This window comes from Pasteurella atlantica, assembly GCF_963693435.1.
Classification (GTDB): domain Bacteria; phylum Pseudomonadota; class Gammaproteobacteria; order Enterobacterales; family Pasteurellaceae; genus Phocoenobacter; species Phocoenobacter atlanticus.
The window spans coordinates 16,212-40,265 of record NZ_OY856306.1; the positions used below are offsets into that span (position 1 = coordinate 16,212).

Annotated in this window: 26 protein-coding genes; all 26 read right to left on the minus strand. The window is 30.2% G+C overall.

Features of this window, described 5'->3' with window-relative positions; genetic code table 11:
• Positions 1-85: 85 nt before the first annotated feature.
• The 26 genes from trpS to tagD all read right to left on the minus strand — a co-directional run bounded on the left by trpS (position 86) and on the right by tagD (position 24,052).
• Complete coding sequence (gene trpS / locus U9966_RS00080) at positions 86-1,120, minus strand: tryptophan--tRNA ligase (RefSeq protein ID WP_306346462.1); 1,035 nt, start codon at positions 1,118-1,120, stop codon at positions 86-88.
• 38 nt (positions 1,121-1,158) lie between these two features.
• The gene (locus U9966_RS00085) at positions 1,159-1,827 is read right to left on the minus strand and encodes a phosphoglycolate phosphatase (RefSeq protein ID WP_306346463.1); all 669 of its coding nucleotides are present in this window, start codon (positions 1,825-1,827) and stop codon (positions 1,159-1,161) included.
• Positions 1,828-1,974: 147 nt separating this feature from the next.
• Positions 1,975-2,730 (minus strand): DUF3800 domain-containing protein, encoded by a 756-nt coding sequence (locus tag U9966_RS00090; protein ID WP_306346482.1) that lies wholly within the window; start codon positions 2,728-2,730, stop codon positions 1,975-1,977.
• Positions 2,731-3,459: 729 nt separating this feature from the next.
• Positions 3,460-3,777 carry a nucleotidyltransferase domain-containing protein gene (locus U9966_RS00095; protein WP_211599212.1) on the minus strand — a complete coding sequence of 106 codons (318 nt, stop codon included), beginning with the start codon at positions 3,775-3,777 and terminating at the stop codon, positions 3,460-3,462.
• Entirely contained in the window at positions 3,777-4,181 is a 405-nt protein-coding gene (locus U9966_RS00100; protein WP_306346464.1) for a nucleotidyltransferase substrate binding protein, read from the minus strand. Before U9966_RS00100 ends, U9966_RS00095 begins: the two co-directional genes overlap by 1 nt.
• 399 nt (positions 4,182-4,580) lie before the next feature.
• Positions 4,581-5,456 carry a DNA adenine methylase gene (locus U9966_RS00105; RefSeq protein ID WP_211599214.1) on the minus strand — a complete coding sequence of 292 codons (876 nt, stop codon included), beginning with the start codon at positions 5,454-5,456 and terminating at the stop codon, positions 4,581-4,583.
• Between the two features lie 3 nt (positions 5,457-5,459).
• Positions 5,460-7,034, minus strand: coding sequence for an ATP-dependent nuclease (locus U9966_RS00110; RefSeq protein ID WP_306346465.1), 1,575 nt, complete (start codon positions 7,032-7,034; stop codon positions 5,460-5,462).
• Positions 7,031-8,347 (minus strand): hypothetical protein, encoded by a 1,317-nt coding sequence (locus U9966_RS00115; protein WP_306346466.1) that lies wholly within the window; start codon positions 8,345-8,347, stop codon positions 7,031-7,033. Before U9966_RS00115 ends, U9966_RS00110 begins: the two co-directional genes overlap by 4 nt.
• Before the next feature lie 91 nt (positions 8,348-8,438).
• On the minus strand, positions 8,439-8,660 hold the full coding sequence (locus U9966_RS10200; protein WP_407675213.1) for an ORF6N domain-containing protein: 222 nt from the start codon (positions 8,658-8,660) through the stop codon (positions 8,439-8,441).
• Positions 8,661-8,824: 164 nt separating this feature from the next.
• Entirely contained in the window at positions 8,825-9,064 is a 240-nt protein-coding gene (locus U9966_RS00120) for a nucleotidyltransferase domain-containing protein (protein WP_306346467.1), read from the minus strand.
• A gap of 185 nt (positions 9,065-9,249) precedes the next feature.
• A complete protein-coding gene (locus tag U9966_RS00125) occupies positions 9,250-11,130 on the minus strand; it encodes a polysaccharide biosynthesis protein (protein ID WP_306346468.1) in 1,881 nt (626 codons plus the stop codon).
• A gap of 102 nt (positions 11,131-11,232) precedes the next feature.
• Positions 11,233-11,826 carry a sugar transferase gene (locus tag U9966_RS00130; protein WP_306346469.1) on the minus strand — a complete coding sequence of 198 codons (594 nt, stop codon included), beginning with the start codon at positions 11,824-11,826 and terminating at the stop codon, positions 11,233-11,235.
• The gene (locus U9966_RS00135) at positions 11,826-12,983 is read right to left on the minus strand and encodes a DegT/DnrJ/EryC1/StrS family aminotransferase (protein WP_306346470.1); all 1,158 of its coding nucleotides are present in this window, start codon (positions 12,981-12,983) and stop codon (positions 11,826-11,828) included. Before U9966_RS00135 ends, U9966_RS00130 begins: the two co-directional genes overlap by 1 nt.
• 21 nt (positions 12,984-13,004) lie before the next feature.
• Positions 13,005-14,132, minus strand: a complete 1,128-nt coding sequence (locus U9966_RS00140; RefSeq protein ID WP_306346471.1) for a PDDEXK nuclease domain-containing protein — start codon at positions 14,130-14,132, stop codon at positions 13,005-13,007.
• Positions 14,133-14,142: 10 nt separating this feature from the next.
• Positions 14,143-14,958 (minus strand): glycosyltransferase, encoded by an 816-nt coding sequence (locus U9966_RS00145; RefSeq protein WP_306346472.1) that lies wholly within the window; start codon positions 14,956-14,958, stop codon positions 14,143-14,145.
• A 1-nt stretch (position 14,959) separates the two neighbouring features.
• A complete protein-coding gene (locus U9966_RS00150) occupies positions 14,960-15,970 on the minus strand; it encodes a sulfotransferase (protein WP_306346473.1) in 1,011 nt (336 codons plus the stop codon).
• Between the two features lie 12 nt (positions 15,971-15,982).
• Positions 15,983-17,014 carry a stealth conserved region 3 domain-containing protein gene (locus tag U9966_RS00155; RefSeq protein ID WP_306346474.1) on the minus strand — a complete coding sequence of 344 codons (1,032 nt, stop codon included), beginning with the start codon at positions 17,012-17,014 and terminating at the stop codon, positions 15,983-15,985.
• Positions 17,011-18,393 carry an O-antigen polysaccharide polymerase Wzy gene (gene wzy / locus U9966_RS00160; protein ID WP_306346475.1) on the minus strand — a complete coding sequence of 461 codons (1,383 nt, stop codon included), beginning with the start codon at positions 18,391-18,393 and terminating at the stop codon, positions 17,011-17,013. Before wzy ends, U9966_RS00155 begins: the two co-directional genes overlap by 4 nt.
• The gene (locus U9966_RS00165; protein WP_306346476.1) at positions 18,390-19,628 is read right to left on the minus strand and encodes an oligosaccharide flippase family protein; all 1,239 of its coding nucleotides are present in this window, start codon (positions 19,626-19,628) and stop codon (positions 18,390-18,392) included. The genes wzy and U9966_RS00165 overlap by 4 nt, the downstream gene beginning before the upstream one ends.
• A 92-nt stretch (positions 19,629-19,720) precedes the next feature.
• A complete protein-coding gene (locus U9966_RS00170; protein ID WP_306346477.1) occupies positions 19,721-20,041 on the minus strand; it encodes a dehydroquinate synthase/iron-containing alcohol dehydrogenase family protein in 321 nt (106 codons plus the stop codon).
• Entirely contained in the window at positions 20,028-20,138 is a 111-nt protein-coding gene (locus tag U9966_RS10205; protein WP_407675176.1) for a hypothetical protein, read from the minus strand. The genes U9966_RS00170 and U9966_RS10205 overlap by 14 nt, the downstream gene beginning before the upstream one ends.
• Before the next feature lie 16 nt (positions 20,139-20,154).
• The gene (locus U9966_RS00175) at positions 20,155-21,111 is read right to left on the minus strand and encodes a glycosyltransferase family 2 protein (protein ID WP_306346478.1); all 957 of its coding nucleotides are present in this window, start codon (positions 21,109-21,111) and stop codon (positions 20,155-20,157) included.
• The gene (locus tag U9966_RS00180) at positions 21,104-21,649 is read right to left on the minus strand and encodes an MATE family efflux transporter (RefSeq protein ID WP_306346479.1); all 546 of its coding nucleotides are present in this window, start codon (positions 21,647-21,649) and stop codon (positions 21,104-21,106) included. The genes U9966_RS00175 and U9966_RS00180 overlap by 8 nt, the downstream gene beginning before the upstream one ends.
• Positions 21,642-22,265 (minus strand): oligosaccharide flippase family protein, encoded by a 624-nt coding sequence (locus U9966_RS00185; RefSeq protein WP_322631705.1) that lies wholly within the window; start codon positions 22,263-22,265, stop codon positions 21,642-21,644. Before U9966_RS00185 ends, U9966_RS00180 begins: the two co-directional genes overlap by 8 nt.
• Before the next feature lie 87 nt (positions 22,266-22,352).
• Entirely contained in the window at positions 22,353-23,459 is a 1,107-nt protein-coding gene (locus U9966_RS00190) for an ISAs1 family transposase (RefSeq protein WP_322631706.1), read from the minus strand.
• A gap of 122 nt (positions 23,460-23,581) precedes the next feature.
• The gene (tagD, locus tag U9966_RS00195) at positions 23,582-24,052 is read right to left on the minus strand and encodes a glycerol-3-phosphate cytidylyltransferase (protein WP_306347806.1); all 471 of its coding nucleotides are present in this window, start codon (positions 24,050-24,052) and stop codon (positions 23,582-23,584) included.
• Positions 24,053-24,054 lie beyond the last annotated feature (2 nt).

Genomic DNA, 24,054 nt, shown 5'->3' on the forward strand with positions numbered 1-24,054 from the left:
CAAAATAAAACCGCTCACAGAAATGTAAGCGGTATGATACCTTTAAGTTTTTGCATTTTTAGATTAAATTCAGTATAAATGTAAATTATGCAACAAATCCGACCGCTTGATACACCTCTTTTAAAGTCTCCTGTGCTTTTGCTCTCGCTTTTTTTGCACCATCACGATAGATTTGCTCTAATAATGCTTCATTATTACGAAAATGATGGAAACGCTCTTGTAAATCAGTCAGCAATGTAGAAACCTCATCTGCCACCGCTGTTTTTAAATGACCATACATTTTGCCTTCAAATTCAGCTTCCAACTGTGCAATAGTCTTACCTGTAACTGCCGATAAAATATCTAATAAATTAGACACGCCTGCTTTATTTTTTACATCATAACGTACCACAGGTGGCTCATCACCGTCCGTCATTGCTCGTTTAATTTTTTTTGCTACAGCTTTTGGATCTTCTAATAAACCAATCACATTTTTACGGTTATCGTCCGATTTTGACATCTTTTTGGTTGGTTCAAGTAATGACATTACTCTTGCACCTTGTTTTGCAATAAAGACTTCTGGCACTTCAAAAATCCCTTTAGTGACATTACCCTCTGTATCTTTTTCGCCATAAATCGCATTAAACCGCTCAGCAATATCACGGGTAATTTCTAAATGCTGACGCTGATCATCGCCTACAGGCACTTGATTGGCTTGATATAACAAAATATCTGATGCCATTAAAATAGGATAAGTAAACAACCCAACATTCACATTTTCTTCATAACGTGCTGATTTATCTTTAAATTGCGTCATTCGGTTCATTTCACCAAAGTAAGTGTAACAATTTAACGTCCAGGCTAATTGGGTATGTTCAGGTACGTGAGATTGAATAAAAATGGTGCTTTTTTCAGGATCAATACCACAAGCAAGATAAAGTGCTAACACATCTAAGGTTGCTTTACGCAAGGCTTCTGGATCTTGGCGAACTGTAATTGCGTGTAAATCCACGATGCAGTATAGACAGTCATAATCATCTTGCATTTTCACCCACTGACGTAACGCGCCTAAATAATTTCCTAATGTAAGCTCACCTGACGGTTGAACACCACTAAATACGACTGGTTTTTTTGTTGTCATTTTAATTTCCTATTTCTTCCTGTTAATTCTAGCTATGATTATACAATGTTTAAAATTTCTGCAAAGTCTTCACACACATAATCTGGCTTCGATTCACTAATTGGTATATTGTAATTGTAACCATAAGTTAAGCCAACACTTTTACACCCAGCAGCTTTTGCCACCAAAATATCATTTTTAGAATCCCCCACAAATAACACTTCATTTGGATAGCACCCAAATTTACCGAATAAATAAAATAGGGGAGCTGGGTGTGGTTTAACTAAAGGTAGCGATTGCCCACCTAAGGTTTCTGAAAATAGATGATCAATCCCAAAAGCTTTTAATACAGGTTGTACGTGCTTAGTTGGTTTATTGGTTACCACGGCTAAAATATAGCCTTTCTTATGCAAGGCTTCTAAGGTAGATTTTACATTATCAAACAACACGCTTTTATTACACACATTTTCACCATAAAAATAATCAAAACGTTGTTTAAGTTGTGCGATTTGTTCAGCATTAAATTGCTCCGCCTTGCCTGACCATTCTAAGCCTTTTTGAAATAAAACATCTGCCCCTTTACCGATCCACGTAAGCACAGTTTCCTCTGGTGCTGGTGGTAATCCAACTTCTGCAAAAGCAGAATTTAATGATAAGGTTAAATCTGGCAGACTATTCACTAATGTACCGTCTAAATCAAATCCGATAAGTTTAAATTTGTTGTTCATTTTATTATCCTTTTTATTTTTAATATAAATTTTAAAAAATATTGTCATTATTATCGCTTTTGCTATAATGAAGTCATAAATGGATTGGGAGTTCCTAGTCGGCGTTATAGTCTTGGTGGTTTCATCGAGACTTTTCGCTTTTTTATACTAAGGAAAATGCTTTAATCCCTTTTGATCAAACCCTTTACCCACATTTTCTCGTCCTCCAGAGCAATAAAACTTATTTTTCAAAATATCCATAGCTTGATTAGGCTGAGTTGAATCCAAAATATAGCGTCCTATTGGTCTTGCAACAAGATCAGCAAGTTGTAATCCAACTGAATTTGTTTGTTTAGAAGCTATTCTAACTCTAAAAGGTAATACTTGATTAAATTTATTTTCACCATTACAAATTCGCAAAAACTCAATTTCTAATGCTTGATCTTCTTTTTTACCCCTACTTTCCACCACAACAAAAGTAATTTTATCCTGCTGATTTTTCTCTTTCACAAACTCATAAAGTGTTTCTAAACAATGTTTTAATGAAAAGTGATAGGGGTGCATTTCTCGTTGCTGTTGCTGAATTTTATTCTTTTCTATCACACAAGATGCCAAAATAAAATTACTATTTTTCATTATTCCTGATAGAGAATTAAGAAAAATATTTTTTTCTTCCCTTGACTTAAACAATGTAAAATTGCCTTTTTCTTTACGAATGTCGTGTTCATGGAAAACAACAAGGTCATGTCCAAAATAATCAAACTTTAATTTTTGGATTGAAGTAACTACATTCTTTCTGTAATGATCTTTATAAAAAATACAAAATGCCAGAACAAAAATAGGATAATTTCCATCTATTGAACTCAGACTATGATCTCCACTCTCATCAACATACACAATAAAATCACTAAATTCATTCATAATTTACTCCATATTACTCAACTAAAACCAACTCTCACTAACACCTCTTCGTAACCTACTGACTCTAAAAAAATTTAAACAGTTTAAATCACAAACGAAATAAACATTACTCCATATATAAAAGAGTTTTTAAAAATGCACCTTTTTATGGGCAATCATTTAATCTTTTTCTAAGATACAGTAATTAATACTAAGAAGGATTTTTCCTAAAGTTGGAAGATATTATATACTAAATTAAATTGAAATCAGTACTGGACATTTACATAAATAGTTATTTGGTTCGTAGGGGTGGCATTAGCAAACGTTAGTTTGCGTATATCCACCCGTTGCTCTAGAAAAAATAATCTAAAACCCTATAAAGTCTAAAAGAGAGCGGTCAAATAAAATGAATAATTTGCAAAATATGTTATCCCGTGCATTTGGGAGCATATACGTAAACTACGTTTACTAATACTCCCCGACAAAATCATAGTACTAATTTAAGTTTGGTTTACTATATTTGCAAAAATTTGTGATCATCTTACCGCTATTAACTGGCTTTATAAATAAAAGAGTGGATTGACTGTTGAATATTTGGGAGCACTGAAACGATGGGGATTTATCAATATTATTAGATACTACTTAATTTATTTCTCTTGTTATTACTCTGTACCAAAACAAGCTTATTTTTATAACTTGTAATTGTTTCATAATCATTTTCCTTATTTGGATATTTACAACATGCTATTCTAATTAGACTCCCCTACTATAAAACAATACGCCTTTTTGCTCTATATGTTCTTTTAATAAAGGATTTTCTATATTATTTATATCTACAACATCGACCATATAAGGAATAGATATTTCTTCATTCAACGTGCCATATAAGGCTGTAACAGTGTCAAAATTAATATTTTGACCTGAGATTGCTAAATCTATATCAGAACCTTTTTTGTAATTTCCTAATGCACGAGAACCAAAAATCCAAGCTTGTTCTATTTCAGGAAATAACTTAAGAGCATCACAAAGTAATACATAACTATGCTCATACAATCCAAACTGATTATTCATCAACGAAACTCTTTTAATTGAATATATAATTTTTCAATCTGTTCAAAATATTGATTAACAATACTTTCAAAAACTTGCTTAAAATAATCTTCATTATAAGTATGAGCCATTAGATTTCGTTTATCTAACATTGTGATCCATAGTTCTCCATTATCTAATAAATTCATTTTAAAAGCCTGTTTAAGTACTTGACGAGGCGAAGTAGTAGTTTCTCCTTCTGACTCCAAATAATCTTTTAGCGTTTTCCAAGCCAACTCAAAAGTATATTCAAATCGCTGAATTAAGCCTTCTTTTGAGAGATCGTCCAGTTCATCTGCTCGGCTTACTGCTTTTTGTAATTGTAAAAAAGCTTTCTCAAAATTTTCTAAGCGTTGTTTAAATCGTGTATTTTTCAGGTTTTCCATTTTATATCCTTGCCTTGAAATTTAGCGCATATTACTTTGTATAATAATAGGAATATTGTTAGTTAATTTATACTCAATCAAATTTATAACAAACTTCCATACTATAATCGATATTTTTTTAATTATTTTCTCAGCTGTAAAAATTACTTTTCTAAATTCATTAGCATAACGAAGTTGTCGATTTTTTCTAGAACATTTATGAAAGCTACTCCATAATTTTTTGTGTTTTTAATCTTTTTTCCTTTTGGAAAGTTCCATCGTCTTCCAGACATTTTCACCAATAACCTTGATTCTATTCTTTTCTATTTTATAAATAAAAGCTACTGATTTTTGATTTTTGATTTTTGGATAACTCTGATATAACAAAATACAAATAGTATAAATATTTTTATATGAGTCTTAAATATATTTTTGTATTGGATCTAAATCTATTTTTACAATTTTATTACTAAAAAATAAGATTTCTTTTCCTTTTCTCGATTTATTAATTGAATGAGTTAAAGTAAATTCTACTTTCTTTTCTACCCAACTATATAGTTCGTTGATTCTTTCAGTATTATCATAAGAAATAATCCAATAACAATCATCTATATTCTTTATTTCATCTGCAACTTTAACATGGTCAATATCTAAGTAAGAATTTAAATATAGTCCTGGACCATGTACATAGTATGGAGGATCAAAATAAAAAATATAATTTGAGGTATTTTCTTGTTTATTAACTTTCTTTATTAACTCAATTGCATCTAAATTTTCTAATATAATACGCTCCCTAAATTGTGCTATTAATCTAATCCTTTTTATTAAATCAATCTTATTAAAACGACAATCTATTTTATAATTACCCTTTTGTTCAAGCCCACCAATAACCCCAGCATTTATAATACCAGAACGATTAGTTCTATTTAGAAAAAAAGTCGAGAAACCTAATTCTAAAACTTGTTTCTTAGCACTGAGTGATATCTGATCTTTTTTCTTTTGAACATCTTTTGCTTTATTCCAGTTTGAAATAGTAATATCTGTTTTCTCAATTAAATTACAAAAATCTTCAGTATAATGAACGACACAATACCAAAAAGCATAAATTGCTTTATCAAAATCATTAATAGTAATTTTTTTTACTCTATTTTGAAAAAGCAGATACAAAGCAACTGAAGCTCCCCCAGCATAAGGTTCTATGTAATGGCCATCAATATTATTATCAACACAAATTTTAGCAATAAATTCTGCTAATCTTTTTTTCCCGCCAGGATATCTTAAAGGTGAGTAAAACATATCCTAAAACCTTTTAAATAATTCATCAAATTCATTTAAGAAATTATCAACAATTTCTTTATTTCGTTTTTTCCAAGGATTTAATACCTTATTTGCTTGTCTACCCCACTTAGGTAAGAGCTCATTAAACCATTTTTTTGCTTTATCTCTATTTTTTTGTATTTCATCATTAGGATAATCCTGAAAACAATACTGTTTTGTGAAAGTTGTATCTATATCTTTCCATAAGGAGTCAGTATCGGATAAATCATACAAAAACTGTGCAATAATCTGCTCTGGAGAATTTCCACCAGGTAAACATACAATATTCTTTCTCTTATTACTTTTAATCTTTCTTAACTGTTTTGGTTCTACATCACCGTCCAATATAATAATAGAATTTGGAAATTGAAAATAAGGCACCTTACTTGATAACTCTATTAAATTATTACAACCAAGTTTTACATTACTATTAAAATTAAGATATCTTGTACGTTTAGTTCCAAGTAATGATTTAGCAAATAATACGCCTTCAGCATCTTCAGTAAACACCTCAACTTTATTTGGTTTTAATGTTTGATTTGTTAGAGATACTTTTAAATGATTTTCTACAAACTGATAATCTACATCATCATTTGCAATAATATTGTTATCCTGTCTTTGCAAATAAACTAAGTTTATTTGTCCTTTCCTATTTATATCATTTTTCAATTTTGAAACTTCTTCTAAAAGAGTCAAAGAGTGTGTTGTAAAAATAATTTGAATATTAAATTTAGATGCAAACTGATTAAGGGCATTTAATAATTTTACTTGAGATCCTGGGTAAAATGTCGTGTCAACTTCATCTATTGCTAAAATACCACCTTTATAATCATTTTGATACTCATCTTTCAGACGCTTAAAAGAAAGCACTGCAAGTAATATTTTTCCAATACTATCTTGTCCAGCAGAATTCAATTGCCAATCATAATATTTAGTATTTGCTGCTAAAGTTTGTTTATGTGGACTCTCCAAAGGAGTTGCATCAGTTATTTTATTATCATCTCCAACTAAAATTAAAATTTTATTATGCCACTTCTCATAAAATTTCTTTTCTTCCTTAGTTAAGACAATAGATTTATCACTTTGTAACTGATTATCCTCTCCAATAGGTAGAAGTCTTTTGAGACTTAAATAAATAACAGGCAACTGAACATATCCAGAACCTTTTTTAGCATCTTTTTTACCCGTTTCCTTATTTACTTTCCATATACGAAGAGATTTTTCTTTACCTGTTTCTATTCTTTCAATGGTTCCAGCCGTATAATCTGTATTATTATCAAAAAATAATGTCCATTGATGATTACCTACTCTGTCAAATACTTCAGAAAATTTAAACTTTTCTGAAAAATCTGATCTAAAACTTTCACCAGACAAGGGCTTTTCTCCATACATTGGATTATTTTTATCAGTAATAGTAAAAGGTTGCGTTAATAACCCCAACAATGTGGTTTTTTGAGTTCCATTCTGCCCTGCTATAACAGTTATTTGAGAACCTAACTTAAATTCTACTTTCTGAAACCCCCTAAACTTTTTAATAAATAGTTTGGTTATTTTCATAATGTATTATCCCTTTTGAAATAAAACTCCAATATATCTCCAACAATATAAGATAATTGTAATATATCTTGCTTAGATGTTGGTAGAGTTCCGTGAGCCCACTTACCTAATGGAGCTTCAAAATTAGTACCACTTTCTAACCAACCTTGACTGAGTGATAAAAAATTTAATTTTTCTATATCATTTAAGCATTTAAAATCCTTTTTTGCTACCGAAATAAAATCTTTCCACAACTGATCTTTATTCGCTTTTTCAGCATCCTTTTTAAAATATTCTCTTCCTGCTACATCTAGGATCAACCGTAAAGACATCCCAAAAACAGGTAATGTTTTAAACAAATTCTGATCATTATTTTTTACTTTATCATACAAACAACAAATACCTGAATATAAATCATTAATAGCACTACTCCTTAATACTAACGTTCTTCCAAATAAAATATCTCTTTTATGCGGATTCGAAACTGGCGTTTTTCTTGATGTTTGTCTTACATAAGAGTTTTCATTTTTAGGATAATTACTTATATTTTGAGATTTTTTAGGATTAAACTCTTCTATTTTTATTGTTGTATTCTTTTCAAGAATACTTTTCAAAACACCTTTCTTACTAGGTCGATTATTTCTTGTTGAAACGATATTCTTAGCAATTAACTCCACAACTTTATTAAGTATATCATTTGATGTTTGTAAGTCATATGAAGAGAGTATCTGCCCTTTATTAATATTAAAACCGATACTCCTTAGATTCTCCTCACTAAAAACCTCATCTTTTACAAATCTCTGATTTAGCTTACTATTAGTACTTATAATCCCTGTATTTTCTTCAATAATTAAAAAATTACTTTTTGCTTTACCTCTATGCTTATATAGGAAATAATCCCTATCTAATGCTTTCCAAGTACCATTCTCAACATGTTTTCTTTCTATATTTATTAAAGCAGTATACTTATCACAAACATTACAAGGAATATTTTTCAATTCTTTAAGTTCTAAAGGTTCGTCTTCAAAGAAAAGTCCACCACCAAGAGATTGATACAATTCCTTATTCTGCAAGTATTTTAAAACAGCAATTCTTCTATTACCATCATAAACAATATACTTTCCATTATGCTCAACTACTGTTGGTAATTCACTAAAATCATAATACTTACCCATTTTATTCACTAATTTAGGCAATTCCCATTTTAGATTTTTATCTTCAACTGCTTTTTTAATAATCTCATAATCAGAAAAGGATGTATCTACAGGATCCCGAGGGTTTTCAGTCCATAGATATAGTTTATCAATAGGTATCGTAATAATTTGTTGTTTCATATTTTTATTATCCTTCAATAAATCAAATTAAGTAGTAAATATGAATTTTAGTGCTTTCCTAAACCTTAATTAATTTCAAGTGGCAAGGTTTTTAGGATTTTTGCAACTTTTCTCTATTGTTCAACAAATACACTTCATAAGTGTATTTACCATCCTCAGCTAAAACATCAGAACCAATAGAGGAATGTTTAAGAAAATGGAACCAGTAGAAATTTTTCACCAGTTCTTTTTTGTCTTCTTTTGAAATAATGATAACATAATCAGAGGGGAATTTATCAGGATTATTTTTAACCGCTTTATTAATATCTCGAATGTTTTGCTACACCATCATATGCAACATAACTATCTTTATTACTCAATTCTACTATAAAACAAGACTGCTTTCATTCTATATACTCTTGATAATAAATATTAAATAATCATTAACCGTTCATTTTTCCTTGCTATATTTGGTCGAAAACTCTCAGGAATGGCATACTAATCCATTACTTGGACAAGAATAGGAATATTAGACTCTTGCAATCTATTTTTAAAATTTACAAACATCTCACTGTCTATAGCACATTGCTTTTGAGAAATAATAACAAGATCGAGATCACTACCATCATGTGCATCGCCATTGACTCTACTACCAAAAGCTAAAATCTCACAGGGTTCAGTAATCGTATTACGAGCAATTTCTATAATTGCCTGTTTATGCTTGTTTTGTATTTTCACTTTCTATCACTGCAATTACTTTTTTTGTATCATCGATAAAATTTGGTATCATCACCAATGTCTTATTTGCAAAACCGACACCATAATCATGAGCAGTACTGTTTCGATTATCTCTATACTCCAACCACCTCTCAACTTCATCAGATGTTAATAGTTATCGTCATATAATTATCTTCTTTTCAGATCTACTTACACAAAATATCACAAACAGGATCACTTGGCTTAAAATCTGTTGGAGCTGATAATAAAATTTCTCTAATTTCATCTGGCTCAAATGATTTACAAGCATCTTCTAATGTTAAGAGAATTTGCTCTAAGTCTTTCCAGTGCAACATTTTTTCTTTGGTTGTCATAATTCTTGGATGTGTCGTACCTTGTGCATTTTCTCCAATCAACAGCTCTTCATAAAGCTTTTCGCCAGGTCGTAATCCTGTCACTTTAATCTCTATGTCACCATTTGGCGAGTTTTCATCTTTAACCTCAAAACCACTTAGATTGATCATTTGACGAGCTAAATCAATAATTTTAACTGGCTCTCCCATATCTAATAAAAAAACATCGCCCCCTTTTCCCATAGCTCCCGCTTGGATAACTAACTGTGCAGCCTCTGGAATGGTCATAAAGAAACGAGTAATATCTTTATGCGTAATAGTCACTGGACCACCATTTGCAATTTGTTTTTCAAATAATGGAATTACGGAGCCTGAAGAACCTAATACATTCCCAAATCTCACCATACAAAAACGTGTGTTGTGATCTTTTTGCTCTGCTAATGCTTGTAATACAAGCTCCGCCATACGCTTAGTTGTTCCCATTGTATTTGTCGGGCGAACCGCTTTATCGGTAGAAATTAAGACAAAAGTTTCAACTTTAGCTTCAATCGCTGCTTTTACACAATAAAGCGTACCGAAAATATTATTTCTCACGCCTTCAAGCGTATTATATTCCACTAATGGAACGTGTTTATAAGCTGCAGCGTGATATAAGGTTTGTACATTAAAGCGGGTCATTAACTCAAATAATCGACGTTGATGCTGTACTGAACCCATTGCAGGAATAATCTCTATATCTAAATTATTTTTTGCTGTATAGTCCGATAATTCTTTTTCAATACTGTATAAAGAAAATTCTGATAACTCAAATAAAACTAATTTCTTTGGTGATTGTTGAATAATTTGACGACAAAGCTCAGAACCAATAGATCCCCCCGCCCCAGTTACCATTACCACTTTATTTTGAATATCTTTAGACATCAATTCTGGTACAGGAGCAACCGCATCACGTCCTAGGAGGTCAATAATTGAGACTTTTTTCAAAGCACTCACACTCACTTTACCTTCAACTAAATCTTTTAAACCTGGCATCGTTAATATTTTACAAGGTAAATGCTCTAAATTTTGGATAATTTCTCGTTGCTGTAACTTTGTCGCACTTGGCATTGCCAATAAAATAGACTCAACCTGATACAGTTCTATTAACTCAGTCAATTTTGAAGGGCTATAAACTGTTTTATTATAGATAACCGTATTTTGCAAACTGATATCATCATCCACAAAAGCAACAGGATAATAAGAAGTCACTTGTTTCATAGATAGCAATAGTTGTCGACCTGACTCGCCTGCTCCATAAATCACCACAGGATGATGTAATCTTTTATCTTTAGTTTGCAACAACCCTTTAATCGTAAAACGAGAACCGATCATCAACACCAGTACCAATAAAAAATACATAATTGGAACACTACGAGGAAAAGGGATATGTAAATAGAAAGCTGTAGATAGCATTATGGCAACAGAAGAAACGCTTCCCCAAAATACAATATTGATGATTTTACCACCCGCATATCGCATCACTGCTCGATATAATCCCAGATAGTTAAAAATAACAAGACTAAATATTATAGTTGTAGCTAAAATTTTCCAATTAGCGACATCTTTCCATTCACCTTTAAATGGTACTCTTGCCGCAAGAGCTAACCAAAATGAACAGAAAATTAATATAATATCGTGTAATACAAAAATCAGTTTTTTCAACCAACGAGGTTGTTTTAGTAGTAGGTTTATCATTGTATTTAATTACTCTTTAGTCTTTTTTTAATTCAAGGTAAGCTTTATCGAAATTTAGGGAAAGTTTGTCATTATTCTAATTTGTAGAATAGTCTAATTATCTTACCTGGTTACCACTTTTTTAAACGTCAGAAAAATAAGTTTTATATCGCCTAATAAAGAATTATTATCCACATACTCTAAATAATATTTCACTTTCATCGGCATAATTACATCAATATAAGCCTGTCTAGCATCTTCATATTGACCTAAAATTTCATTTTCATCAACCATTTCAATTGATGCCTTATCGGTAATACCTGGACGAACTGATAGAATTTTTTTTCTTTGTTCCTCGGGATATAAATCAATAAATTCAGGGACTTCTGGTCTTGGTCCTACTAAACTCATTTTACCCATTACTACATCAATTAGCTGGGGTAATTCATCAAGTTTACTTTTTCTTAAAAACTGTCCTGAACGAGTAATCCGATTATCAGCACCGATAGTTAAACGGCTTTCCTGTTCGGTATTTTCTCGCATCGTTCTAAACTTATGAATAGCAAATAACTCTCCATTTAGCCCAACTCTTTGTTGACGAAAGAAAACACCACCTTTGGAATCTAGCTTTATCCAAATGGCTACCACAACTAATATAGGTGATAGAATTATTAAACCTAACAATGATGCTGTAAAATCAAAAAGTCGCTTTAACATTATGCTAAAACCTCTTTAATTTGAGCAATCACATACTGCTGATCTTCATCGGTCATTTTAGTAAATAATGGAATAGACACTACATTCAAAAATTGTTTTTCCGCTACTGGGAACATTTCATTTTTTAACTGATAAGTGTCACGCCACACAGGGTGTCTATGTAATGGAATAAAGTGAACCGAACAACCAATATTACGTTTTGCCATTTCTTCAATAAATTCATCACGCCCAATTTTACAATTTTCAGTTAAGCGGATCGGATATAAATGCCAAGCGTGTTGATTGCCTTCTTCTATTGTATCCCTAGGCGGTAAGATTATCGGTAAATTTTGCAATTCTTCATCATACACTTTTGCTAATTCTTCACGGCGTTGCTGGAAAGTATCAATTTTTTTCAACTGATGTAACCCAACTGCCGCACAAATATCTGGCATATTATACTTAAATCCAGGTTCAATCACTTCATAAAACCACGCTGGTACTTTTGATTGATAACGATCAAATGCATCTCGGCTAAAACCGTGTAATCGCATTACTTTGGCACGTTTGATAATGTCAGGATTTTTTGAAACCAACATACCACCTTCACCAGTGGTCATTGTTTTATTTGCATAAAAACTAAATACGGTTACATCGGTGTCTAGCGTACCGATAAGCTTCCCTTGGTATTTACAAGGAAAAGCGTGGGCAGCATCTTCAATGATTTTTAAATTATGCTTTTTAGCAATAGCGATAATCTCATTCATCTGTGCAGACATACCTGCAAAGTGCACAGGTATAATTGCCTTAGTCTTATCGGTAATCGCTTGCTCAATTAAATCTACATTGATACAAAACGTATCAGGATTTGAATCTACAAATACTGGATTAGCCCCCAAATAGCGTACCACTTCTGCCGTTGCTGTAAATGTATACGTTGGCACGATAACTTCATCACCTGCTTTTACACCAACAGCCTCTAATGCTAAATGTAGCCCAGAAGTAGCTGAATTTACAGCAATCGCCTCAACACCATCACCCAAATAATTAGCAAAATCTTGCTCGAATTGTCTTGTCTTTGGTCCTGTGGTTAACCAACCAGAACGCATCGTATCAATCACTTCATTGATTTCTTCTTCGCCGATTTCTGGTAAAGAAAATGGTAAGAATTTGTTCATATTTACTCCATTTTTATTTCTTTATTTAATTTCTTTATTCAATTTTTGTTCCAATTCTTCTATCGTTGGTAAATCAGATTTTAAATTATCTGGTAAAGTCTCTGTTAATGTAAATTCGCTTACGCCTATCGGTTTTGACATTCCTCGCAAGGCAAATTCAGTTTCAATTTTCTTTTTATCTCGACACAACAAAATTCCAATCGTTGGTTTATCATCATTGGCTTTTATCAAACTATCTACTGCAGAAAGGTAAAAGTTTAATTTCCCTGCATATTCTGGTTTAAACTTCGTGTTTTTCAGTTCAATAACCACATAACATTTCAACCTTGTATGGTAAAACAACAAATCCATATAATAATCGGTTTCATCAACTTCAATATGATATTGTCGCCCAATAAACGCAAAACCTTTGCCTAACTCTAACAAAAATTTTGAAATATGTTCAATCAGTTGCAATTCAATATCTCGCTCATTATAGGATTTTGAAAGATCGAGAAAATCAAAGCGATATGGGTCTTTTATGGTTTGCTCTGCCAAATCAGATTGCGGACTTGGTAAAGTATTTTGAAAGTTGGTAATTGCCTTACCTTGTCGGCTATACAAATCTGATTTTATTTGCAAAGCTAATACCTCCCTACTCCAACTATTTTCTATGGTTTGCTGAATGTAAAAAATTGCCTCTCTTGTGTTTTTTACTTTACCGATAAGGTGCTTAATATGCCCCCACGGAATGCAACACATTTTTTGATATAACTCATTATTTATCAAAGGAGTAATTTCGTCCCCAAGCTGGGGACGAATTTCATTTTGTAATTGGTCAACAAGCTGTTGACCAATTTGATTTTCTAATTCGCCCTCAATTTGGGGGCTAATTAAAAGATACTCATAAAACTGTTTGCAATATTTTAAATTCGTAACCGAAAAGCCTTTCATTTCAGGAAATTCTTCTCGTAAATCCTCTGATAATTTTTGTAAAAATTTACTTCCCCAAACAGCATTTTTTTGGCTTATCATTTTTCCGAGGGAACAATAAAATTCAATCAAAGAGGCGTTCGCCACCAAAGCCGTTTTGACCTGTGCCTTGCGAACGCTGGCTTTTATTTCTTTTAGCCAATTGATATACTCTTTGTTATATTGAATTTGTTTCATTTATTATCCTTTATCTAAATATTTTATAAGCAATTTTTTTTACAAAACTTGGTGAAACTGACATTAAAAAATAAGCAATAGCATAAATATCAGCCATTATGCCATAGTTTAAATCTCGGTTGATTTTTGACAATCTAAATTTTAACAATCCTATTGATTTTTCCCAATTTGCACGGCGATAATAAACACCTTCATCTCGTCTAAACAGCAAACCTATATAATCAATATTTGCCAATTTACAATTATTCAAATATCCGTAATACCAAAGTAAGGTGTCTTCTGCTAAATGCAACTCACTTCGATAGTTACCAATTTTATTAAGAAACTCTTTTCTCATCATTGCTGTTGGATGTGCAATAGCATCTCTTTTCTTAAAAAACTCAAAAAGTTCTTCGTTTGTTAAGGGATATTTAACGACTTCTTTTATAATTTCGCCATCATTATTTATCTCTGAAAGCCAAGTTCCAACAGCATCTATTTCAGCATTTTTATTTAAGAAATCTACTTGTTTTGCAAATCGTTCAGATGTACAAATATCATCGGTATCAACAACAGCAATATAATCTCCTGTGCAGTTTTCAACTCCAACTTTTTTAGCACCGCCTGTACCAATATTTTTAGGCAATGCAATCACTTTCAATACTTTCCCTAATTTTTCTTGCCATAACTCTATTACCTTATCAAGCTCTTGCGTTAAAGCACCATCTTTAACCAAAACAATTTCATCAGGTTTTAATGTTTGCTTATCCCAAATACTTTCCAATGCTATATTGAAGTATTTAGAATTTTCTTTATGATATATTGATAATAAGGCTGATAGTTTCATATTAATATTTTACCAAAAATTCTTTTAAGTTTTCTTCTATGTACTCTATCTCTTTTTTGTACTCTATACAATTTATCCATTTTTTTGTATTTTTTATTGAAATATTAGGGTTAAAAAACTCACCTTTTTTAGTCCAGTCATCAATATCAATATTTAAAAATGCACAAATCTTTTTAACCGTATTTTCATAATCATAAATAAAATCTTCAAAGTTTAAATAACAAACATTATCAGATTTTTTTTCTGCTTTTTGATGCTCCCTTAATAGTCTGAACCAATTACAATACTGTTTAACATCTTCGGTAGGAATCCATTTAAAATAATACTGATTTCTATTTAATACAAATAAATCCCTAGGGTCTCTATCTACAACAATTATTTTTAAATCAGAGAAATAATTAAGATATGTTTCATTATGATCAGCTGGGACGAGTTGGTCAAGAACTACAAATTCACAATTTTTATCAAATTCCATATTAGCAACTAACTTATCGGTATAGTTTTTTACTTGCTTATAGAACTCTTCTTTTGAGGTAGGCTTTGCATAATACATCACATTATTATAATATTGTGCGCCTCTATCTTTTCCCACGCCCTGTTGTTTTAGAATTTTCTTTTGAACAAAACGCTCTAAATAATAAAAAAACTTTCTAATCGGTGTTTCATCAATAATGTCTTGATGCCAAAAACCTTGCCATTTTTCATCAACAACTTGTTTGATAAATTCATCAGATATTCCTTTAAACTTACCATTAAAGTGTGATTCATAGTTATAATGCCAACTTTTTGATAAAAAAGTGTAGTATTTTACAAACTGCTTAATATAGTAATCGGTGTTACATCTATTATTATTTTCAAACAGCCCATATTCTAAATCTCTTAATCCATGAGGGTCTGAGATAAATCTAAACTCATAGTCCCCATAAGACTTGACCACATCAAACTCTTTGAGTAAATCTGAAACTACACTAGAACCTGTCGCTCCGTATCCTGTACAAGTAATTATTTTCATTTTATATCCCTTTTATAATTCAAAAGATGCTTTTTGTGGAAATTTCTCTTCAAGGTATTCTTGTAATCTTTCTTTAATCTTATTATATTCATCTTCTGACAATTTTAAATTATCGTTAAAACAAGTAAATCTGATATTTTCATCACTTTCAATACCACTAATAATATCATTCAAACTTTCCAAAGAAACAGGACTGATATTTTTATATGCATCGTTGCAGTTTTTAGGATAAAAATCACCGCTTAATAAATGCCAATAACGATAAATATAAGGCATAATATCATCTTTTGTTCTAAACTTATGAGTTGAAGTTTCTAACATCTGTGAAGAAAATCGTTCATATACTTTTTCAAGTGTTTTTTTAGTGTATGGTTGTGCATAATGCCAATGACTTATTCTTAATGCTTTTTTATACACATATTTCATTAAAAAGTTACTTATTTTTTCTTTTATAGAATAACTTTTATCAAATAAATGCTTATACTCTAAATGCCCAACACCCAATTCTTTGTTAATTAGATTTAATGTTTTTCTTACAGAATACCCCCAAACACCAATAGGCTTTATCTTATCAAACAGTTCATTTCTCGCAAACCACCCATGTGATAAAAAATCCACAACTTTCCCATCTACAAAAAATCTAGATATATCAGTTTGTTTCATAATAAAAAGGTCATCATTTAGATAAACAAAATAATCCGATAAATTAGGAATATTTAACAGATTCATCTCAATAGAATTTGAGTTAAAGGTTGGTAAATGACTCTTATCAAAATATAACTTACTGTGAGAAACTAAAACTAACTTATCTGATTCTAAATCCAACCATTCAGGATAATGACCTTCAGTAATTAAATATATTTTGTTATACCAAGGACAATTTTGCTCAATAGATCGCAAAACATACTTCAATGTTTCCATATCCCTATATCTAGCACTAGATCCTTCTATATCTTTATTAACTTGTTTTGAATAAAACTCTTTACTTTTCTGCCATTCTTTATCCATAGGGTTAACCCATGGTAATACAAAATCTATTTTCATATACTACTTTCCTTTAATTTATGTACATTACTTATTTTTATCAGTACTTTTACAAACCACCAACATATTATAAACATAAGTATTTCATAAAAACTACCAAATAACTCCCCACGCGGTACAAATGCTATGGTAGAAACAATTAAATAGGATAATAATTTTACAAATGGTTTATATCTATAATGTTCAAATACAACAATAAACCACCCCAACAAAAACATACCAACAAACACACCAATTTTGCCAAACTCATACAAATCAGTAATATAGCTCCCTCCCATACCTTCACCATTAAAAAATGCCTTTGGACTCACAGCTGCCGTAAGTTCGGTTCTTAAAAAGTTCGTCTTATCTAACATTTCCTGAGTTGGCCCTAAACCTTTATCTGCTCTATCTACAATAGGTGCTAATAAATAAGGATAAGTGTCGTTACCGATAGTATCCTTATAATCAATATAATAAGGCAATATAATCCCTGACATTCCCTGACTTATAACAATTCTAGTCGGTATAATATTGAATTCTTTTTTATGATTTCGAGATGCGTTAATGTACTGAAATAAACTCATTGAAACAAAAGCCAATAAAAAAATTAACAATATAAATTTACTCGATATTTTTTTATCCACCCTTATAAAATAAAACCAATACCAAAATATAAAAACTAATGCTGTACCAAAGGCGGCTCGTTGTCCTAAAATTAAATTAACAGAAACAACACTCATTAAAACACAAACTATAAATAAAAATTGTTTTTTAGTTAATTTGTTTATTAAATAAAAGCCTATACCTAAAATAAATATCTTATAGCTTGCAAATTCTATAATCCGAGTTATACCACTACCTACATGTGGATTAAGATAAAAGCCAACATAACCATACTGTATAATATTTTTTATTGTCAACGATAATTTAAAAATAACCCCTGGAGACGCTATCAATATTAGAAATAATCCAAATCTCCTATAAAAATTAATATCTTTGTAGTTTTTTTCTTGTTTACTAATAGGTAATATACTTTTTGTCAGTACAAAACCTAAAAATAAAGCATAAATAGATATACTATAAGTCCACAATGTTTCTTTTATTGTTTCTTCTGGAAAAATATAACCAATAAAACGAGTAGCTGTAGAGACATCATAAGGCATCAAACCAAAAGTATCTAATATAAAACGAGAATAATTAAATAAACCAAATAACCCCACCATACAAAAAAAGAACAAATAATTTTGTAAATTTTTAAAAGCATAAAAAAGCATAACAAAAAATGAAATAGTTAAGAATATTTCACCTTGCTCAATACTTAAATTACCAACAACTATAGAATATGACCATACTATAAAAAAGGATATATTATATAAAAACAACACTAAATAATTCATATTAACCACTTTATTAAATTATATTTCCTACAATAATATACCCTTAAACAAAGCTCAAATAACACAGAAAGATTATATACTATTGCTAAATTAAATAATGAGATAGAATCAGCTACAAATAAAACAGCCACCATTAAAACATAAGCCAATATGGCATAAAGCATTGAGTTTAAATATTCTTTAGTCTTTTCATTAGTAACTAAAATAAATAATCCTATACTAGAACTTAGTGTTGCAGTAATTATAAAAAATGCCATTATCCATAAGAAATCTTTAATCACTAGCATACTTTCATTAGACAAAATCTTAATGATAAAATCAGAGAAATAATATAAAAAGATATATGCAAATAAACTAAGTATAGCAAATAACATAATAATAAATTTACTATCTTTAGGATTCTTACTTTTAGAAATCATAGGAAAAAAAGCAGAATTCGCATTTGCAAACAAACTTCTAAATGCCCATACAATTTTAGCAGCCAAATCATACAAAGCGACATAACTCATACCAACGAAAGAACCAATAATGAGTATATTAGCATTATCTTTCAGTACGCCAGAAAAATCAGAAATAAAAAAACTAATAGATTTTTTAAAGTGTATTTTTAATACTCTCAACTTTTGAAACTCAATCCTAACCTTTTCATTTACTAGCAATATATACATCGCAATAATAGCTCCAACCAAAGAACCTAACGAATAAAAAATAGGTACTAGAATGTAGTCTTCCTTATCTTGAATAAAAATAAAAATTAGAAATGCAGATAAAATTTTAGACATAGTAACAAACATTGTTATATATCGCATTTTTTCAACACCTTGATAATACCAAACAGGAAAGAATATATTACCAATACAAACGGATAATGAAAAATAAAACAATAAGTTATTTTCTTGTAAAATAGGAAAGAATTCACATAAAATAAATAAAATAAAAAAAGAAAACAATAATAGCAATGTTTTTATTTGTAATACTGATGAGACTATCTCTGTGATTTTTTTAGGATCATTTCTATTTTGTGAAATATCTTTTGTAGCAGATATATTAAATCCAAAATTTATAAATATAACAAAATACCCACATACAGTTTGGGCAAATACAACTAATCCATAAGTATCCTTCCCTAAATTATTCAGTAAAATAGGAAGTAGAACTAGCGGAATAACAATATTTACTAACTGTATAACTGTAAGATAAAAATAGTTAAATAATTGCTTCTTGTATGTTAACAATTTTGAAAAAATTTGAGATTTTATATCTTTCTCCTATATTATTATAAATAATGTTATAATTCTTCGTAAAATTATACTAATTTTACACAAGTTTAATACCGCTTATCAATACCATAATCATTAAAATCAGTTGAAACACCTACATTATGCAACATATTTCTTAATTTATCCGAAGATAATTCTCCAAATATTTCCTCCAACGCCTCATCTATAAAATCATATTTTCCTTTTATAGCATCTATAATCATAGGTAAGGTAAAACTACACGCTATTCCGTGGTCTATACCTTTGTTAGCAGTGATATAATAACTCATTGCGTGTGCTATGGCGGTTTGCGTATTTGAAAATGCAAGACCTGCATACATACAAGCTCTCATAATCATCGTTCTATATTTAATATTATCCAATATCATTTGCTAATAATGGCAAATATTCTAATATTATTTTTGATGCTTTTATTGCATAAGAAACCGTTATTTCATTGGCATTTTTATTCCAAATAGATTCCAACGAATGCGAAAGCGTATCAAGCCCTGTTTGAATAGTTATTTATTTTAAATGCCATATAAACTAAAAGATATAGAATTTTGTTCTTATACCCCAAAACATATACTATATTTAAAGCTGTAATATATTTATCATCAATATAATTAAGAATGTCTTTAACATAGTTCCACCTCCTCATTCTGATGACGTACTTTAAAGAATTTAAAAGACCATAATTTAAATAAAATTTACTAATATTTTTTTGATTTATTTTAGTAATTTTCTGTATTTCTTCACAAGATTTTATTCTAGCTAATACATATTTTTTATTAAAACCTCTTGATATTGAAACAGATGATTGCCTATAAAAATAAGTTGCATTTCTTGTATAAGCTATTTCTTCTGAGTCACAAAAAAATTGGATATTAAAAATCAAGTCTTCTCCAACTGTTAGCTTACTACTAAATAACAAATTATTTTTTAAAATAATTTCCTTTCTATACAATTTTCCCCATATATAAAACATATTTTTTTGAGAAAATAGCTTATCAAATCCACTAGACTGATTAACCTTAGATATATTCCATTTTATGTCGACTTCATAAACTGATTTTTTAAACTCGGAAATATCTCTTGTTTGCACCCAGTCAATATCATTATTATCTTGTATTAGTAAATACATATTTTCCAAATAATTATGAGAAATGACATCATCAGCATCAATAAAACAGAGCCAATTCCCCCTAGCTAAAGCAATGCCTATATTTCTTGCTTCACTAACACCCTTATTTTCTTTGTTAACTAGTTTAAATCGTTTATCGCTTTCAATAAATTTTTCTATAAGAGCTTGAGAGCAATCAGTAGAACCATCATTTATAATAATGACTTCAAAACCAATAAATGTCTGCTTCTGTAAAGAAGACAAGCACTCTAAAATATATTTTTCACAATTATACACCGGCACAACAACGGAGATTTTAACATTCAATTTACTCATACGATTTAAATACCTTTCCTAAATATCCCTTTTTCATATTTACAAATAACAATATTGATATACTTATTATTTCTGTTATTAAAATTGCAATACTTGCACCAATTGCACCATAATAGTAAGACAGTATAAAAACATAAGATATATGACAAATAATGGTTACTATAGGTATTTTACTAAAAAGTTTATCCTCACCTAACGGTAATAATAAGTAATTTGCTAGAATCACAGAAATAGGAACTAATACGATAACTGGAGCCATTATTTGCATTAAAATTGTAGCATTACTGTACTTTGAACCTAATATAACAACAGCAATATCACCCGCAAAAGTATAAAATACCAAGCTTGATATCGCCAGACACGGTAAAGCATAAGTAAGTAATTTTTGAACAAAATAAAAACCTTTATCTTTATCTTTATCAAATAAAGCACTAACTCTAGGATATAAAGCCCCACTCATTGCAAGAAATATTCCTATAAATGCTCCTCGTAATCTAGCAGCAGCTGTAAAATAACCAACCTCAGATACTTCATTCATCAAGCCTAAAACTATAGGGAGTACTTAAGGTATATAAACTGACCGCTATTGTTCCAACAAAAATTACACTGCTATTTTTTATAGTATCCTTAATATACCTAAGCCGAACTAAAACAAATGATATTTCAAACTTCTTAAATGCATAAAAAATAGAAAAAACGCCAGTGAATAAAAATACGAATCCTTGAATAAAAATTGTGATATCAGCATCACTATCCGATTTTACAAATAAAAAAACTAAAGGTATTGTTAATATTTTAAATACTGTCGTAAATACTGAAAATATAACTACCTTTTCTAATCCTTGAAATAACCAAATAGGTGTTAAAACCGAACCAAATACATAAACTAATCCACAAAAAACCACCCACCTAATTTCATAAAACACACCTATACCATAAATTAAAAATACTAATAAAATTATCGATAATAAAGAGAAAAATAATTTAATGCATATCGTTGCAGAAAATACTTGATTCACATAATCAATATCGTATTTATTTCTTGCTATATCACGAGATGATCTAAGATTGAAACCAAAATCAGTAAATAGTAAAATATATTGAACTATCGTAAAGGAAAGTCCTAGAGCCCCATATTCAGAATGACCTAACACTCGTACTAAATAGGGTAATATAATCAAAGGAATTAAATAATTGATTCCTTGCTGTCCTACAGGGCAACCGCGTACTTTGTCTATAAATTAATCACACACACCAAAAATAAGCTCAGACCTCATTTCATCAGACCAGCCAGCTGATTTCAGCTTGCTTTTCATACTATTTTTAGCTGGATGTAGTCGTGCTAAATTAAGCCCTAAACGCCTAATTATTGCCATATTTTCAACGCCATCCCCCAAATAAATCGTACTATCATCTTCTTTAAAAACAACATCAAGTACCCAATGCGCTTTATTTTCAACTTCCCAATGACCCCTAATATATTTCGCAAAGTCTTCGCAAGGAACATCTAAGCTACTGATATAAAATACTTTTTCTTCACTTTTCTTGCCATTGTCTTCTCTTATCCTATGAACTTGAATAAGGCTTTTAATTCCTGTCCAACCTTGAGATTCCAAAAGCCAATCACTTATTGGTAATTTTGAATAATACCGTTGATCTATTCGACTTCTTTCACAGTTAACTTCTTGAAACTTATCTATTTTTATTGATTTTTCTCGCACTACTTTATGAAAATAACTTTCTATTTCGTTTCTAAATTTCTTATGATTATTTTTCAATGGCATCACATAATCACTCTTCTTTTCTATGATTTTCTTCGCTATTTTCTTTTGCGTATTCATCGCATCTACCGTAATGACGGCTTGATTTAGCTCTAAAATATCTATCATTTCTAGAATGCTTTCATTCTCATTTTTCTTACTTTTGGACTTATTTTGAGCTAAAATTAATCCTCTTGAACAGCTCCAAGCCGTAATACTATGTAGCGCATTATGAGGCTCTAAATGTGAACTATTTTTTAATGTTTTACCATCTATTGCAATACACTCTTTACCTTGTGATTTTCGTATCTCATTGATAAAATTAATAAAAATATAATTTAATTTCTCAGGATTTATCCGTCTTACAATACGAGCAATCGTATCATCAACAGGAATACCATTTTCAAAATCTCGGTATTTTCGTAACCATTTTATATTCAATTTACCAAACTGATGAATTTCACTCCATCCTTCTGCACCTGATATTACCGCACTTACGACAAGAAAAATAACATCTAAGAAGTCATATTTTTTGTTTATATCTTTGCGAGGGTCTTCTAAATCTTTAAAAGCTGATAATATATTCATTTTTACACCTATTTGTTATTGAATAATAGGTGCTATTAGATCATATTTTTAAGAAAAGTGCGATCTTGCCCTGTGCTGTCCTATTAAAAACACTACATTAGTCCGTAATTTACTCATAGAAACTATATACTCTTATTAATAGATTTAATTAATTCCAAAGTAGCATGCAGGGACTCTTCTAAGCTAATACATTGCTCTGGGGTAATCAAAGATAAAGATTTTTTAATATCTGTAGTTGAAATATCTTCTGTTCTCGGTAAATAAATAACTTCACAAAACTCTTTAAGTTCATCAAATTTACCTTCCCAATCATGCCCCATACCAAAAATATCGGCTTTATATTTTTTTACATCATCTGCTTTCTGCTCCCAAGTATGTTCAGGGAAAACCTCATCTACATATTTACAAGCAAGTAATATTTCCTTTCTTTCCTCATAGGAGAAAAATGATTTTTTGCCTTTTATAGCGTTAAACTCATCACTTGAAATCCCAACAACAAGCCTATCACCCAATGCTCTTAATCTTTTTAAAATTCTCACATGCCCAACATGAAACAAATCAAAAGTTCCGTATGTGATTACTATTTTTTTCATAA